This is a genomic window from Noviherbaspirillum sp. FW303-A3, assembly GCF_058788695.1.
Genome location: NZ_JBYTAZ010000004.1, coordinates 135,645 through 150,164 on the forward strand (window position 1 = coordinate 135,645; position 14,520 = coordinate 150,164).

At 60.8% G+C, this 14,520-nt stretch carries 17 protein-coding genes; 6 read left to right on the top strand and 11 right to left on the bottom strand.

Annotated features, from left to right (window positions below; genetic code table 11):
- The first annotated feature begins 15 nt into the window (after positions 1-15).
- The 3 genes from AC3WOY_RS28970 to AC3WOY_RS28980 are packed head-to-tail and all read left to right on the top strand — an operon-like array spanning position 16 to position 1,426.
- A complete protein-coding gene (locus AC3WOY_RS28970; RefSeq protein WP_492430026.1) occupies positions 16-729 on the top strand; it encodes a GIY-YIG nuclease family protein in 714 nt (237 codons plus the stop codon).
- A gap of 14 nt (positions 730-743) precedes the next feature.
- Entirely contained in the window at positions 744-1,040 is a 297-nt protein-coding gene (locus AC3WOY_RS28975) for a hypothetical protein (RefSeq protein WP_492430027.1), read from the top strand.
- The gene (locus AC3WOY_RS28980) at positions 1,037-1,426 is read left to right on the top strand and encodes a hypothetical protein (protein ID WP_492430028.1); all 390 of its coding nucleotides are present in this window, start codon (positions 1,037-1,039) and stop codon (positions 1,424-1,426) included. Before AC3WOY_RS28975 ends, AC3WOY_RS28980 begins: the two co-directional genes overlap by 4 nt.
- A gap of 3 nt (positions 1,427-1,429) precedes the next feature.
- Here AC3WOY_RS28980 and AC3WOY_RS28985 read toward each other — a convergent pair whose 3' ends face one another.
- On the bottom strand, positions 1,430-1,708 hold the full coding sequence (locus AC3WOY_RS28985; RefSeq protein ID WP_492430029.1) for a hypothetical protein: 279 nt from the start codon (positions 1,706-1,708) through the stop codon (positions 1,430-1,432).
- A gap of 10 nt (positions 1,709-1,718) precedes the next feature.
- Positions 1,719-2,027 carry a hypothetical protein gene (locus AC3WOY_RS28990; protein WP_492430030.1) on the bottom strand — a complete coding sequence of 103 codons (309 nt, stop codon included), beginning with the start codon at positions 2,025-2,027 and terminating at the stop codon, positions 1,719-1,721.
- Positions 2,028-2,229: 202 nt separating this feature from the next.
- Here AC3WOY_RS28990 and ligA point away from each other — a divergent pair, with 202 nt between their 5' ends.
- Complete coding sequence (ligA, locus tag AC3WOY_RS28995; protein WP_492430031.1) at positions 2,230-4,251, top strand: NAD-dependent DNA ligase LigA; 2,022 nt, start codon at positions 2,230-2,232, stop codon at positions 4,249-4,251.
- 44 nt (positions 4,252-4,295) lie between these two features.
- Here the strand turns inward: ligA and AC3WOY_RS29000 are convergent, their stop codons facing one another.
- Entirely contained in the window at positions 4,296-6,134 is a 1,839-nt protein-coding gene (locus tag AC3WOY_RS29000) for a rhomboid family intramembrane serine protease (RefSeq protein ID WP_492430032.1), read from the bottom strand.
- Positions 6,135-6,185: 51 nt separating this feature from the next.
- On the opposite strand from AC3WOY_RS29000, the gene AC3WOY_RS29005 reads away from it, so the two are divergent.
- Positions 6,186-6,692: a hypothetical protein gene (locus tag AC3WOY_RS29005; protein ID WP_492430033.1), complete on the top strand. Its 507-nt coding sequence runs from the start codon at positions 6,186-6,188 to the stop codon at positions 6,690-6,692.
- Between the two features lie 24 nt (positions 6,693-6,716).
- Here the strand turns inward: AC3WOY_RS29005 and AC3WOY_RS29010 are convergent, their stop codons facing one another.
- From AC3WOY_RS29010 to AC3WOY_RS29035, 6 genes are all read right to left on the bottom strand, one after another.
- Positions 6,717-7,658, bottom strand: a complete 942-nt coding sequence (locus AC3WOY_RS29010) for a 3'-5' exonuclease (RefSeq protein WP_492430034.1) — start codon at positions 7,656-7,658, stop codon at positions 6,717-6,719.
- Positions 7,659-7,740: 82 nt separating this feature from the next.
- Entirely contained in the window at positions 7,741-8,133 is a 393-nt protein-coding gene (locus AC3WOY_RS29015; protein ID WP_492430035.1) for a hypothetical protein, read from the bottom strand.
- Complete coding sequence (locus AC3WOY_RS29020) at positions 8,130-9,272, bottom strand: peptidoglycan DD-metalloendopeptidase family protein (RefSeq protein ID WP_492430036.1); 1,143 nt, start codon at positions 9,270-9,272, stop codon at positions 8,130-8,132. Before AC3WOY_RS29020 ends, AC3WOY_RS29015 begins: the two co-directional genes overlap by 4 nt.
- Before the next feature lie 27 nt (positions 9,273-9,299).
- Entirely contained in the window at positions 9,300-9,596 is a 297-nt protein-coding gene (locus tag AC3WOY_RS29025; RefSeq protein ID WP_492430037.1) for an ElaB/YgaM/YqjD family protein, read from the bottom strand.
- Positions 9,597-9,750: 154 nt separating this feature from the next.
- Positions 9,751-11,433 carry a hypothetical protein gene (locus AC3WOY_RS29030; protein ID WP_492430038.1) on the bottom strand — a complete coding sequence of 561 codons (1,683 nt, stop codon included), beginning with the start codon at positions 11,431-11,433 and terminating at the stop codon, positions 9,751-9,753.
- Between the two features lie 115 nt (positions 11,434-11,548).
- Entirely contained in the window at positions 11,549-12,400 is an 852-nt protein-coding gene (locus AC3WOY_RS29035) for a PD-(D/E)XK nuclease-like domain-containing protein (RefSeq protein WP_492430039.1), read from the bottom strand.
- Between the two features lie 65 nt (positions 12,401-12,465).
- On the opposite strand from AC3WOY_RS29035, the gene AC3WOY_RS29040 reads away from it, so the two are divergent.
- The gene (locus tag AC3WOY_RS29040) at positions 12,466-13,176 is read left to right on the top strand and encodes a hypothetical protein (RefSeq protein ID WP_492430040.1); all 711 of its coding nucleotides are present in this window, start codon (positions 12,466-12,468) and stop codon (positions 13,174-13,176) included.
- 43 nt (positions 13,177-13,219) lie between these two features.
- On the opposite strand, the gene AC3WOY_RS29045 is transcribed toward AC3WOY_RS29040, so the two are convergent.
- The gene (locus AC3WOY_RS29045) at positions 13,220-13,528 is read right to left on the bottom strand and encodes a hypothetical protein (protein WP_492430042.1); all 309 of its coding nucleotides are present in this window, start codon (positions 13,526-13,528) and stop codon (positions 13,220-13,222) included.
- Positions 13,521-14,480: a hypothetical protein gene (locus AC3WOY_RS29050; protein WP_492430043.1), complete on the bottom strand. Its 960-nt coding sequence runs from the start codon at positions 14,478-14,480 to the stop codon at positions 13,521-13,523. Before AC3WOY_RS29050 ends, AC3WOY_RS29045 begins: the two co-directional genes overlap by 8 nt.
- Between the last annotated feature and the right edge of the window lie 40 nt (positions 14,481-14,520).

The following is a 14,520-nucleotide window of genomic DNA, read 5'->3' on the forward strand; positions in this document are numbered from 1 at the left end:
ATGGATAAGGGAACAATGTCACCAAAAAAATACTGGCGGTTGGACCCGGCAAAACTGGTCGAACGCGAACTTGCACCGGGCGCCACCATCATGATCGAACCGCGCGAACTGATCATGTCGTTCAAGCCCGGCCACGGCATCGTACTTGCGGCGTGGGACGACGGCCAGCAGCTTGGCGTCACCAAGAGGCTTGGCATCGTTCGCGCCATTCGGGGCGACTCCGGCGCAGCAGAAGTGGCATGGGTCCCTGCCGACAACACCTTCCGGCCAAGCGCCAGTGGCCGCCGATTCTGGAAGCAGGAGAAGCCGTTCTTCGGATTCGCGCCGGACGTGGTCGTCAACTATATGCTCGCCTCGTTGTTCGAGGATGCTTTCCCCGACTACGCGGACATGTCCTTCGGCGCCGCACCGCCGCGCCCGCGTGCTGAAGGACCGCGCCCGAGCAGCTCGCCCACCGGCGGCTATGTCTACGTCATCAAGTCCCCGCACGGCTACAAGATCGGCAAGTCGGTCAACGTGAGGGAGCGCACGCGGCTTTTTGCCGTCAAGCTGCCGTTCCCCATCTCGGTCGAGCATTACGCGTGGTTCGAGGATTACTCCCACGCCGAGCGCAATTTTCACCAGATGTTCCATGCCAAGCGCCTCGAAGGCGAATGGTTTAACCTGGACACGGGCGACCTGGACCGCATCAAGTCCATGGGCAAGAGCGTGCCGGTGCAGGGGCTATGACCAGAAAGACAAACATGAGTGACAACAAACAAGAATCCGCTGGCGAAGCCTTTTTCCGCAGCATGCCACTGACTCCCAAGCGCGGTGTCGCAGGAGTCGAGACGGCGGAGGCAGTCCTGCATGGTGCAGTGGAAAACCTGACTGCGTCCGGAGTGCACGGCTTCGCCATCGTAGCAGCCCTATCGACCGCAATCTGGAAGATCGCCGAAAAGGAGAAGTGGTCGGAAGCGACACGAGCCGATCTCTTGCCGCCGGCAGTACGCCGTGACCTGGAGCACTTGCGATCGGCAGATAGCACGGATACGCCATGAACACGACCTCACGCTTTCCGACCACGCGCCGATCATCATGGTGGCCAGCGGTCCTGATCGTCGCCGTCCTGGTTCTCGCGTTCAAGTACAACCCGCTCGAGTTCATTACGGAAGCAGGACAATCCGCCTATTACCAGGCGCGCGTCGTGCTGCTGCAGGGTGGACCCGGGGAGCAGTACGAGGTCTCGCAGTCCTTGAGCGACGGCAAGATCACGCAACGGGAGTACTCGGTTGCGGTGTTTCCGGCCTTCCTGAAGTCGATTCCTTCCGGTGCCCCAGTGTTCCCTCCATCTGAGGCTGGAAAGACGCTGGAGCAGCAGCGGACCGAAACGCTGGAGCTGGCGCGCACCCGCAGCGGTCAGGCAGTCGCGCCGCAACGGCAGTAGGGCTTAAACGGGCGGCTTGGGAGCGCGCAGCAATCTCGCACAGTGGCCGCAATACACGCTGAGCGCCTTGAAGTATGCGGCCATCGGTGCTTTGTGACGCCTCCAACAGTACTCCGCATTCACCTGCGCATCAGCTCGAAGCTCCAATAACACCTCACGCAACGCTTCGCGTGCCTCGGGAGGCAACGCCGCCAGTTTCGCTGAACTCGGCAGCCGCAGCAGGGGGTTGCGCGTTTCAGGGCGGTTCGACCGTGCCACGGATTGATCCTGCGCTGTCTGCATGATCCCTCCGTTAGTTGGCAAGCGCGAGCGCTTCAATATCGTCAACGCTCACCCATCCGTTTTGCGCGAACAGCAGCATGTCGGACACGAAGCGTTCCATGTCGCGTTCCGAACCCATGTTGAGCATCGCAGCCGCGCCGTCCGCGCGCGGGCGCTCCAGGCTCCAGATCGTGCCTTCCGGGTCTTTGAACGCGCCGATGAACTGGTCACTGCCCTGATAGACCGCCGCCCATCGCGGGTCGGCGCTCACATCATCAAGATGGGTAGGCTCAATAACGGCAAGCGTCTCATGCGCTACGGGTATGGGTTGGCGGTGCATAGATTCTCCCTGTAAGAAAAGAAGCCGCCAGCGTTGAATCTCGTGCAAACGGGGCGCCGGCGGCATGTGATTGATCACGATATGAAGATACAATTTCGGGAAAACGCAATCCAATTACCAGCAATGGAAATCGGGAATTTGAATCGCGCTGGCGGCTCCGTATAGTAGGTGGCAACGGCACCCTTGAGCCGAAAAGGAAAACATGGAAGACAAACACCAGATCGCCCAACGCGCCGCCAGCCTCCGCGCAGAAATCCAACAAGCCGATCACGCCTACTACGTCCTCGATGACCCGTTCATGAGCGACGCCCAATACGATTCGTTGTTCCGGGAACTCAAGGAGATTGAGCGTGCCCACCCGGACCTCCAGACGGCGGATTCGCCGACGCTGCGTGTGAGCGGTACACCGCGCGCCGGCGCCGTGGTCGTCGCGCACAACGTGCCGATGCTATCGCTGGGTAACGCGTTCACCGAGGACGACATTGCTGGCTTCGACAAGCGCGTGCGCGACGGTCTGGAGCTGCCTGCGGACGACCAGGTGGAATACCTGCCGATGTTGAAGTTCGATGGACTTGCGGTCGGACTGCGTTATGAAGACGGCATCCTCGTGGACGGGGTGACGCGCGGCGATGGCGCCTCGGGCGAGCGCGTGATCGAAAATATCAGGACGATTCGCTCCATTCCGCTTCGCCTGTCCGGCGACCGCATCCCTCGTCGGGTCGAGATTCGCGGCGAAGTGCTGATGTTCAAGACCGATTTCGCAAATCTCAATGAGCATCAGGTAGCCATCGGAGCAAAGAAGTTTGCCAATCCCCGCAACGCCGCTGCAGGATCGCTGCGTCTGCTTGATCCGTCCGAAGCTGCAAAGCGCCGGTTGTCCTTCTATGCCTACAACGTGCTGTGCGACGAAGCCGGTTTCGACTTCGCAACGCATGCCGAGGCGCTGGCGTGGGCCAAAGGCGCGGGACTGCCGGTGGAGGGGGCGCTGCGCACCGTCCACGGCATTGCGGGAATCCACGCTTTTTACCGTGAAATCGAAGCCAAGCGTGGCGCTCTACCGTTTGAAGTCGACGGCACGGTATTCACCGTGAACCGCCGTGACTATCAGCGTCGGCTGGGGTTTGTCTCTCGCGAACCGCGTTTCGCTACGGCATACAAGTTCGCGCCGGAAGAAGCCGAATCCGAAGTGCTCGATATCGTCACCCAAGTCGGACGCACCAGCAAGTTGACCCCGGTTGCCAAGATTCGCACCGTCTTTGTCGGCGGGGTCAACGTCAGCAGCATCACCTTGCACAACGGCTACATTATTGCGGCTCTCGATGTGCGTGTCGGCGACCGCGTCATCGTTTCGCGCCGCGGCGATGTGATTCCCGCCATCGAGCGCGTGCTTCACGAAAAGCGGCCCGAAGGCACGACGCCATTCGTGTTTCCGACACATTGCCCGCATTGCAAGGCCCCCACTGAAAAGGTGGAAGGGGAGTCGGCAGTACGCTGCACCGGCGACGCCTGTACCGCACAGTCGCGCCGCGCGCTGACCCACTTCGCAGGCCGCCTGATGATGGACATCGAAGGCTTGGGCGAGAAAACCGTCGACCAGCTGGTCGATAACGACCTGGTGGAAACACCCGCTGATCTCTACACACTGTCCGTCGATCAACTGGTTACGCTGGACGGCTTCGGCAACAAGTCCGCAGCCAACCTTGTCGCGGCCATCGAAAAAAGCAAGGCGCAGCCGCTGTACCGCGTGATTTACGCGCTTGGAATACCGAACGTGGGCGAGCAGACCGCGAAGGATCTCGCCGCCCACTTCGCCGACCTGGACGCGATCATCGGCGCTTCGGATGCGCAGTTGCAAGAAGTCGATGAGGTGGGAACGACCATTGCTGCCAGCATTACCGGCTACTTCGCTGATCCGCGCAACCGGGAGACGGTCCAACGCCTGGTGCAGTATGGCGTCCGGGCCGAGAACCCGAAAGCAGCGAGGGCGTCCGATTCGCTCGCAGGAAAGACTATCGTCGTGACTGGCACGCTGCCGTCGCTTTCTCGGGAAGCGGCAAAGGCACTGGTCGAAAAGCACGGCGGGAAAACATCCGACTCCGTGTCAAAGAGAACTGCGTTTGTCGTGGTCGGGGAGGGCGCTGGATCGAAGTTGGCGAAAGCCACGTCGCTCGGCGTCCCGACGCTCGACGAGGCCGGACTGCTTGCGCTTGTCGGCGAGGCGTAACGGAAGCTTGATGTTCCGTGCGGCGGCGATCGCGCCGCCGCAGGTTAAAGCTTGCGAGGACGCTTCGCCGCCGCGTCCTTCGCCCACTGGGACATCCGCGCGTCGATCTGCGCGATCTCCTGGTTGATCGCCTCGGCACGCAACCGGTCAGCCGGTTCGTACTTGCCGGTTCCCTCCGACAATACCGATTCCATGGCCAGTATCTCGCCGGTCAACTCGGTGAAGCGCGCGGCCTCGCTCAGAAATGCCGCGCGCGGGTCGCCAGGCACAAACTCGATTGCCATCAATTCCTGATGCAAGGCCCGGAACCGCGGTGCAAACACCGTGCGCGAGCGGTCATCCGCCTCGCGTTCCGACAGCCTCCCGCTTTTCACCGCCTCTTGCTCCTGCTGGAGCGCCGCAAGCGCTGCCTGCAGCGAGTGCATGCCTTTCTCAAACGCTGCTGCCGATGCGAACACCTGGCGCTGGTCGATGATCGCTGCGGGCGCCGCCACTACAACAGCGGCTACGGAAATGCCAAGGGCAGCGATTGCCGCCGCCACGCCGGTCCGGAAGCGCCGGCGGAAGTACTCGGGATCGAACCTTTCCGGCAGAATGAAGGCGAGCGCCATGCCGCCAATCAAGCCGCCAATGTGCGCCGCGTTGTCGATCCCCTGCTTGCCGAATCCCTGCAAGAGCGAATAGAGAACGAAAAACCCCATGCTGGACAGCGTGCGGCTGCTAAACACCTTGGGCAGGCTGTCCCGGTGCTGGTAGACCGCCACCAGCAGTGCTCCCGCGATCCCGAAGACCGCGCCTGATGCGCCGACGGAAACGGCTTTTTGCGCGGAGAAGTGCAGGCTCAAGGCCCCGCCAAGCAGGCCGGAGCCGAAGTAGATCAAGGCATACTGCCGATGTCCGAAAATCCGTTCTACCGTCACGCCGGCGGCGACAAGCCCGACCATGTTCATCCCGACGTGCAGCACGCCGCTGTGCAGAAACATCGCGGACACGAGCCGCCACCAGTCTCCACGCTGCACCTCCGAAGCAGCGTTACCGCCCCATGCAAATAGCTTTGCCGTCGGAGCGTCCAGCAGCTCGGCGCCGAGTGCCAGGGTGAGCAGCCAGATCGCGACATTGACACCGACGAGGGCGTAGGTCACCCACGCGTGCGGCGCAAGCGCCTTCAAGCGCTTTTCAAACTCGGCCGCAGCGTTGATGTCGTGGTTCAAATCCATTACCTCTGTTGTCGATTCCGCACTGACGTACCCGTGGACGGCGGCAAGGAGCGCTGTGCGATCGGTGGCGGAAAGCGCGGTCAATGGAATGGACGGCTCCTGCTGAAAAAAGGAACGCAGCCGGCTCGGCTTTTTCTCGACCAGGGTCAGTGCCAGCGCTTCGTTACCCGGCTGTTGAAGTAGCCTTAGTCCCGAAACCTCACTCCACTGGTACGTTTTCCGCCTGCCGGTCAGGAACGGGGACTCTATGCCGCTGTCCGTGAGCGTAACCAACGCTTTGCCGGGCGCAAGCGCGCGCCGATACCGCCAGTCGACAAGCACAAGAATTGGCAGCGTCACGAAGGTGGCAAGTAACAACGCGGTGAACGACCCCTTGGACACCGCGAGGACGAGCAGCAGGATCGCGCCAAAGATATACCACAGCCAACGGCGATGACGGCCGATGTAACTGTCCTGCGAGGAATAGAAGTGCAATGCCGGGGGTATGACAGATTGGTTCATAGGCGGGGGAGAAAGGGTGTTGGAGCGATCATAACCGGCAGGCGTGACACCGTGACGGGCGTAAGAGAACCCTTTTGGGCACCATTCGAGCACTTCCGCTGGACCATTGCGTGGATAACGGTGTAACGCGCCCGAAAGGGTCGTTTTACGAACTTTCCCCGTCACACATCTTCGCTATCATCCACCTACCGTGAATACACCGACTGGAGGATGAACATGCAACGAACCCTGATTGCCGCGCTTCTCGCGACGCTGTCGCTGACTGCCATCGCCCAGACAACCGTGTTGGGGAAAATTCCGGCTGACGCGGTCAAGCCGATGTCAGCTGCAGAACTGAAGCAGTATCAGGCGCTGAAAGAAGAGCGCGACAGTATGCTGCTGTGGGACACCAGCAAGACGCCGGCGCTGTCCGGCACCGACAAAGCGAACGCGGCGAAGAACAAGCCAAGCGACCTGGTCATTTTCGGAACGCTCAAGACGAAGTCGAATGACCAGATGGTGATCGACCACGAGTACATTCCGCAGATGAACGTCCTGCCTGCAACGCTACGCGTACCAGCCAAGCTGCGGAACGGGAAGGACCTGGGGATGGTCTCCGAGGGTGACCGTGTGATCGCCTTCCTCGAGCGTATGCCGCAGGACGGTTATACCGGGCCGGTGATGAGGGTTGCCGGCATTGCCAAAGCCGACCCGAACGGCAAGCCGATCACCGCGCCGAAATAGGAGCGATTCCGCGCGGCGGTGCGGTCAAGCAGGTTGAAAGGGCAGAGTCACCGTCTTGCGAACGCCGTCGCGGCTGGAATACCGGACCGTTGCATCGATGAAATCGACCGGGATGTTGAGCGTCCGGCCGTAAATGTCGTTCGCGAGGTATTCCAGTTCCGCGTCCAGCGCCGCCGCGTCGAGCTCCATCCACCACGCCTTCGGTTTGCCGTTTTCGCCGTCATTCCAGCGATACCCGCGCTTTTTCAGGGTGTCCTTCATCTCGTAGGGCGATCGCTCCGCCCAAACCCGGACAAGTCCCTGCTTGGCTCGCTGTAGCAGATCGAGCATGGGCGGGGTTTCTCTCACCACAGGGGTAGCAAGGATGTGCAGGGCTACCTGGGCGTCAATCAATGCCCGGTGACCAGTGAAGAAAATGCCCGCCCTGTAGGCGATGAATTCAAGCGACGCGCTCGCGTAGCCGTACTCCTTCCACGGCACGTCGGCCATCGAGCATGCCCATTCCTTCTCCGCGAACTCGACCATCAACGCCTCGCAGAATTTGCGGTCGAAGCCGGAATTGTGGGCGATCACCATGGCCGCTTCCGCAAGAGCCTTCGCCACACGGCCACGGTCGATGCGCTGCCCGGCAACCATCTCATCGGTCAGCCCGGTCACCCGCTTGATGTCCTCCGACAGCGGGAAGCCGGGGTCTTCCAATCCCTCGTAGGAGTCCACGACTCTGCCCACCCGCCCGGTGACGGGGTCGAACTGGAAGAGAATGAACGACAGCTCGATGATCTGATCCTTCTCCGGATCTAACCCTGTGGTTTCGCAATCGAGCAGGAGGGCGAGAGGGGATGAATCGGGAAGCTGGTGGTATTGCGCCACGGGGCAGAACTTGCGGAGAAGTCGATACTCTCCGGAGTTGACGAGGGCGGCGGCGGCTTGTTCGAGATGCATGGCATTTCTCTCCTTTGCCATCATTATCCTGTGCGCCCGCCTTTTCTCAAATTACCACCCACGTCTCGCCAGGAGATCCGGGGAAGGGGACGTGAAAGGCGGCTTGCTACTTCTTCGCGCTGCGCGCGCTCGCCGCCGGACCACTTAGAGCGCCGTCGCCATCCTCCGACCACCCGCACTGGCGGGCAATGTTGCGGGCGTACGGGCGCAAAGCACGGTTCATCTCTGATCCTTTTGCCTTGAACGAAAGGTATTCGACGTAGTAGTTGTGTTTCGTTACGAAGTCGAACGCACAGGGGCACCACGCGGGTACCGACGATTCCTCCGCGGCGAACTGGCGCCGGCATTTCTCAATGAATGCCATGCGTGTTTTCCGATCGTAGGTCTTGACTGGTGCTGCGTTGAGCTCCTCTTTGCTGACCCACAAATCCCCGGCGAGCGCGGCGGGGAGGACGAGACAGAGGATGACGGCGGAAAAGGCCTTCAGGTAAGCATTCATTTGACCTCTTCAGGCTGCGGCTGCGCAGCCTTTCTTGCTGATTCTTTACGTGCGTACACGATATAGACGATGACCACGACAAGAATCGCCAGCCAAACGAATTTTCCGCCTTCCTTCTTCTCGGGAACTTCCGCCGCCGGGTTGGTACTGTCCTCCTGCACCCGCGCAGGGCGCTCCTTGGCGTGCGGGCTCTTCAGCACCAACGCCATGTCCTCGACTTTGGATGGGCGGTTCGGTCGTTGCTCGCCCTGCGGCTCCTGCGGCGCGGCGGGCATCGAATAATCTGCGAGCAGCTCGTCTCCGCTGAACGGGCGCAGCTGCGGTCGTTCCTTGGTATAGACGAACCACGGGACGGATTGCATCTTCTGTTGCGGTGTGACCGTGTACACCCCGAAATGCAAGTGCGGACGCCGGGAGTCACCGCTATTTCCGGAAAAGGCAATCCTTGTTCCGGCTTCGATGCGTTGGCCAGGCTTGACCAGGACGCTGGAGGGCATCAGGTTTGAGTAAAGCGCAAGACTGCCATCGTCATGGAGAACGCGTACCAGGTCGCCCAAGTCGTGGCCCGCCTCTGTTTCCTCTGTCGGGCTGAAACCCGGTTTGGCAGGGTCGCCTTCATGGTAGCCCCGCACATCGAACACGATGCCGCTCCGGGCCGCCAGGACAGGTGTCCATTCCGGCAGGACCATGTCCATGTCGAACTGGTGCGCGGATCCGGTATGCCTCGCATCCAGTGACGTCTCCATCCTCGAAGTCATGCCATCAGGGAAGGGTAGACGGTACCGCGCGTTTTCATCGTGCATCGCGCGTTCGTCGCCGAAGGCCCATCGGTAGGTATAACGGAACACGTAGGGCTGGTCGGGGGCGGCCGGGCGCAATGTGAGGACGGTGGAGGTCGAGCGAGCGGCGACGACGGACTTCTTGGCCGTCGCCGGCAGGTCCTCCAACCGGATGTTTTTCCGGTCGTCAGCAGTGGCGGGGATGTCCACCGACACTGTGACGGGCGCGTATCCCCGATTCACCGCGATGATGCGCGCCTCGGCATCTTTTTTGTCGACGACGACGTGAAAGGGATACGACGCGACGGCGATCGCCGGCAAGCCAAATGCGAGAAAAGCGGCAAGGGCAGCTTTCATCATGGCGGGTGAACCGGGACCGCTTGCAGATCAGCGGCGGCCGATCAGGATGCCGACGACAGCGCCGGCGAGGGCGCCGATGCCCACGGCGTGCCACGGATGTTCTTTGACGTACTCGTTCGTTACGCGCGCAGAGACACGTGCGGTTTGTTCAATCGTGGCGAGGCGCTGCCGTGCGCTCTGCAGGGTCTGCTCAATGCGCTCCTTGGCTGCCTGAGTGGTTGTTTCGGACGTAGAGCGCAGGAGCGATTCGCAGTCAGCAATGACGGTGCGAACGTCCTCAACGAGTTTCTGACGGGTGACGGCTTCTTGAACGTGATCGGTCATGGTAGGGGGAGATAACGTGGTTGATGAGCCTATGGATTTAACCATAACGACGTGACATGGAAATTTCGTAAAAGCACCAAAAACGGCATCTTACGGTCGCGTGAGATGCCGTTCTGGATACGGGGGAATCCCCGGGAGGCAGGGTAGGTCGGTGCTACAGGCGTTTGCGACCAGGATTGGATGTGCCGTTAGTCGGGTCCTGTTGGACTGTGTCGCCGGTGTTGCAGCGCCCATCCGCTTGCGCCGCACACTGCGTATACAGGCGCGGCAGCTCGTAGCGATACTCGGCGATGTCGCCCGAGTCGTCCTTTACGACAACATCGAGGATCGCATTGGCCGGGCAGGCGGCCGGGTCGGGAGTTGTATTGCCGGCACTCGTGCACACGGTAACGTCATAGGTGTACCGATAGCCGTTGCTGGCCGCGCTCTTATTGAGCACCCCATCCGCGGTCCACGCGTACCCTTTGATCTTCCCGTCCGGATCGGTGCAATTCATCCGTACCAGAATGCTGCGCTTGCCGCCGCGGTCGACCGGGGTGTAGTCGTAGGTCATCGAGCAACGCGGCAACTGGTTGGGCGCTACTGTCAGCTCCACGGTACGCGAAATAGCAAATCCAAGTTTCGAACGAGCATCGAGGGTGACGGAATAGGTTCCCGCCTGATCAAAAGCGAGCCGGGCTTTCGATCCGTTGCCGACCACCGGCGCCCCGTTGACCGAGTATTCAAAAACATTGAGACGATCACGCGGATGGCCGCCGGCAATGCGCGGCTCCAACTTGAATTCAACCGGTCGCCGGTTCAGTGCATTGGAAGCCTTGATGCTCCATTCGAGATCGAAGTCCGCCGGGGCGTAGGCTTCGAGAACGGTCTCAAGGGTCGTGGACCGTCCCCGGCTGTCGGTGACTTCAACTGCTATGGGGTAGGTACCGGCAGCCGTCACCGTGAACTCAGCATTGTTCTTGTCGGCCTTTTTCACCGCAATACCGGAGGCAGGCACGCTCCAGTTCATGCGCAGCGGGTTTTTCGACCCGAACTGCCCGAGCAGATCCTTGTCCGCTGGATCGATACCGACTTTCAGCCACGTCTTGAAGGGAGCAATATTTCCGTCGGTGCGGGTGCTCAGCGTGAAGCGAGGCCAGACATTGTTGATGGAAACCACGGCGTTACCGGATGTGGTGGTATCGCTCTCATGCCCGTCGACCCACGCCCGGAATTGCAGCGTAGCCAGACGGTTTGCCTGAAAATCCTCCTCCTTCGGCGTCCAGGTCAGCCCCAGTCCGGGAACGACAGTCCCATCGGGGAGCAGCCATTCGCCGCGCAGGGTGGTTGCATCCGCGGGAACGCGTTGGTCCTTCACGACTGCGGAGAACCGGACGGGTGCGCCGGCGGCGACCGCCTTTGGCCCCTTCAGTTCAACACGGGGGGCAGGCAGGGCAGACACGATATCGATGGCCCCCGTTTCCATCACCTCCGGGCTGATCGTTGTCCCGTCGACTAGCGACAGGGAGTAGGCGACCCGGGCAGTCCCGGCCGCCGCCAGCTTGCCGGTCAGGCGAGGGGACGAAGTGGAGGTGTCCTGCGTCAGCCCGGCCGGCGCCGACGTCCAGCTCACGACGCAATAGGGCAACCCGGTGGTGTCGGCAGTCGCCGGTAACGCCGTGACAGGGACGCAGTCGGAGCGAGAGGCCATCGACACTGTGACGAGATCGGTGAACGCGCGTGGCTGTGCGGGCGACACCGAAAGCGCACTGCTTCCGACGTCCGTTTGCGCACCCGCGGGCAGGGCAAAAGCGCCGGCAACGGCGATAGCGATTATGTGGGGAGTAAGACGTGGCATGGGAATGCTCCTTAACGGCACGCCGTATGGCGGTTTGTCATAAGGGCAAACTATAAAGAACAAACGCTGCAACGAACTTTTGAAAGGTGCCCCAAAAGGGCACCCGCCATGCACTTTAATCGTTCGGCAGCGAGAACTGCGTGTTGCCGTTCAGGATTGCCCAGCGGGGCAGGTCGATTTCCTGCGCGCGGCCGTCGGCCTGGTAGCCCGGCCACAGACCCGTTTCCAGGCACATCTTCAGCGAGTCCATCGCGCGCTCGTACTTCAGGCGCCCGTTATTGAGCATCGTTTCGGATGCCATATACACCGCCGGGCAGTAGGGCACGTTCTTTTCCAGCGCAATGAAGATGAAGGGCATGTCGCGGCCCGTCACCGTCTTCATGCCCAGACGGTACATGTACGCTGACAGGTCGTAATGCATGCGGGCGCAGGCGGCGGCGAACCCCACCGGGCTGGCATCGACCGCGCTTTTGAGGTCGCAAATCGCCGCAGGGTGGAGCCAGTCCGGGCGGATCTTGCACATCAGGCCTGTCCGCTTGTCTTTCCAGAAGACCGACTTTTCTGCCACGCCGCGTGCAAGCAGTTCGTGGGCCGTCTTGTGCGAATGGACCGCGTGCTGGATATACTGAATCAGCTCGGCCTCGTCCTTGGTAATGATCTGTTTGCCAAGGTTCGCCTTCTCGAAGGCCTCCGCGTCGGCCTTGCCTGCGTTGGTACGGCGGTCAAACTTCGGCGCGATGACGAAATCTGACTTGAACTTGTCCGGCTCCAGGATCGCACAGTGGATAGCCGTGCCGAGTTCCTTCGCGTCCGTGGTCTCAATCTTGCCGTCGATGTACGCTTTGTAATGCGCGGGCGAGCGAAGCATTTGCTTCAAGCCGCTGGAGGAAACAGCGGTGCGGTCTGCGTGGTACGCATCGTTATCGAGGTCGTCGTACATGCCGCTTCGTTGCAGTACTGCGTTCATGATCAGCTCCAAAGTATTACAATTCGCAATTACATAAATACTCCTCTCGCGGAGAAATTCAAATTATGGCTACCCCCAGCGCTAGTTCCCCATCCGTTGACGCGATTGAGTTGGCGCGGGCGTTGCGGCACCGTCTGGCCGAATACCGCCGCGTCCATGTCGTTGGCGTCGCCGGAAAGATCGAGCTCGTGCGCCAGGCCAGCCGCAAATGGCCTGCCTCCGGCCGCCGTGACCGTGCGCAAGCCGCGAAATTGGCGGTAAAGCGTTTTTTGGCCGCGAACCCTTCAGGGGAAAAATCTCTGAACGCTGATCCGTTGGTGGACTCGCCCTGTTGGACGGGGGGTGCATTTCTGGGCCGTCTCCCGGACGGAACGTTGGTCGTGGTCTCGCTCATCCTGATGTCGCCTGCATTGTATGCACGGCTGTCGGACGAGGGGCGCGCGCGGATTGCTTCCGCCAACGTCGCCGACCTGGCTGCGGCGCAAATGGATGAAATGGCAGCGGACCAGTGCGAGCGAGCAGGGGAGGTGGGTGACGAAGGCGAGGTGGGAACAGCGACCTTTCATCATGGAGCGCTGACCATCCTATTGGTCTGCGACGGCGCTCCTGGTTCAATCGGTGTCATGGAAGGCATCCGGCCCATATTCGGCAAAGAGCCAGCCACCTTCATCGGCCTTGCGGAAGGGCATGAGGAAGTGGATCTCGGCGCCGACGATAGCGTTGGGATTACCGATGCCGACGTCAGCCAGTGGGTCAGTAAGTGGGGCACAAAATGATAACAAGGTGCCAACACCGAATTAGCTGCTAATACGCAGCCTTTCAGGTGCACTGGCGCGGCGCTTCCCCGAACTGCGCGCGAAAATGCTCCCTCAGCTGCTCAAGCGATACCGGGTCGTCGAATCCCAGCGCGACGTCGAACATGCCGTTGTCAAAACACAGGACCTTCCCGTCCGGAATCCGGATCACGACCACGTCCGAGTTCGTTCCCTCCGCAGCAAAAAACTCGTAGCCCCGCTCAATCCCGCGCGGGAAGACCGATTTCAGCCGGCGGTACTTCTCAGAAAGCGGGAGCTGGTGATACCGAGCATCCAGGATCGTCGAGAGGGGAATGGGAAGGAGTTCATGCATCCAGGCGTACCCCTTCACCCTCGTGCCGGCGATAGATCCGCAGCGGGGTGCGATGCAAGATATCAGGCTGACCGCGCGCGATAAGGTCCTTCAACAGACGGAGGTTGTCCTCCGCCGCGATCAAGTACAGGTTCTTCCCGCCGAAGAACTGAGAGGTATAGTTGTAGACGCCGCCTAGCTGGTATTGCAATTTATCCATCACTTTTGGATAGAAATTGGCGGTCCCGCGTAGAAGGTGTTGCGGCGACATGAAGACGCGGCGCACCTCGCCGGCTTCATCCAGTTTTTTCGTCACGCCCGCGATCTCCAACTCGACATACAGGCAGTCACGGCATTTTTCGAGGTAGTCGTAATCCGACACCTGGCTCATCAGATCGGCGCTTCCGATCATGCAGCCGAGGAGATGTTCCCGGCTCATCCGCACCTCGAGCGGGCTGCGCATCACTTCATAGCCGGTGAAATGCACAAGACGCTCCACTGCGGCCCTTTGATCCTCACTTCCGGTCTCCGACAGATATCGCTTCAGAAAGTCCGCGCTCCGGCTAATGTGTGTCGAGGTGTAGACCGCTCCCGACGCGGCAGGGTCGCCTTCAGTCCTGATATAGCCCGCGTCGTGAAATAGCGCGACCAGGATGCCCATTTCAAAGAGTTCGGCGCCAAGCCTGTCCTCCGCCGGCCGGTGACCGTCGTGCCCGGCTATCGTCCTGGCGAGCGCAACGGTGACGTCAAGTGAGTGACGAATGTCGTGGTAGGGCGTGTCGCACGCTTGATAGCCAGGATACTGGCCATGAAAGAGAAGGCTGAAGTCATAGAAGTACCGTTCAATTCGGGCGGGGCTCTGGTCCGGGTATAAGACATTGTAGATCCCCACGACGTGCCGGGCGACGGCATTTGCATCGGTGACGTTAATCGTGCCGGTGACGTCAAACGGGTCGTAACGGTATTGACTCATGCGTTCTTTCAAATCCTTACTGGGGAGGGGAGTGCGGGTC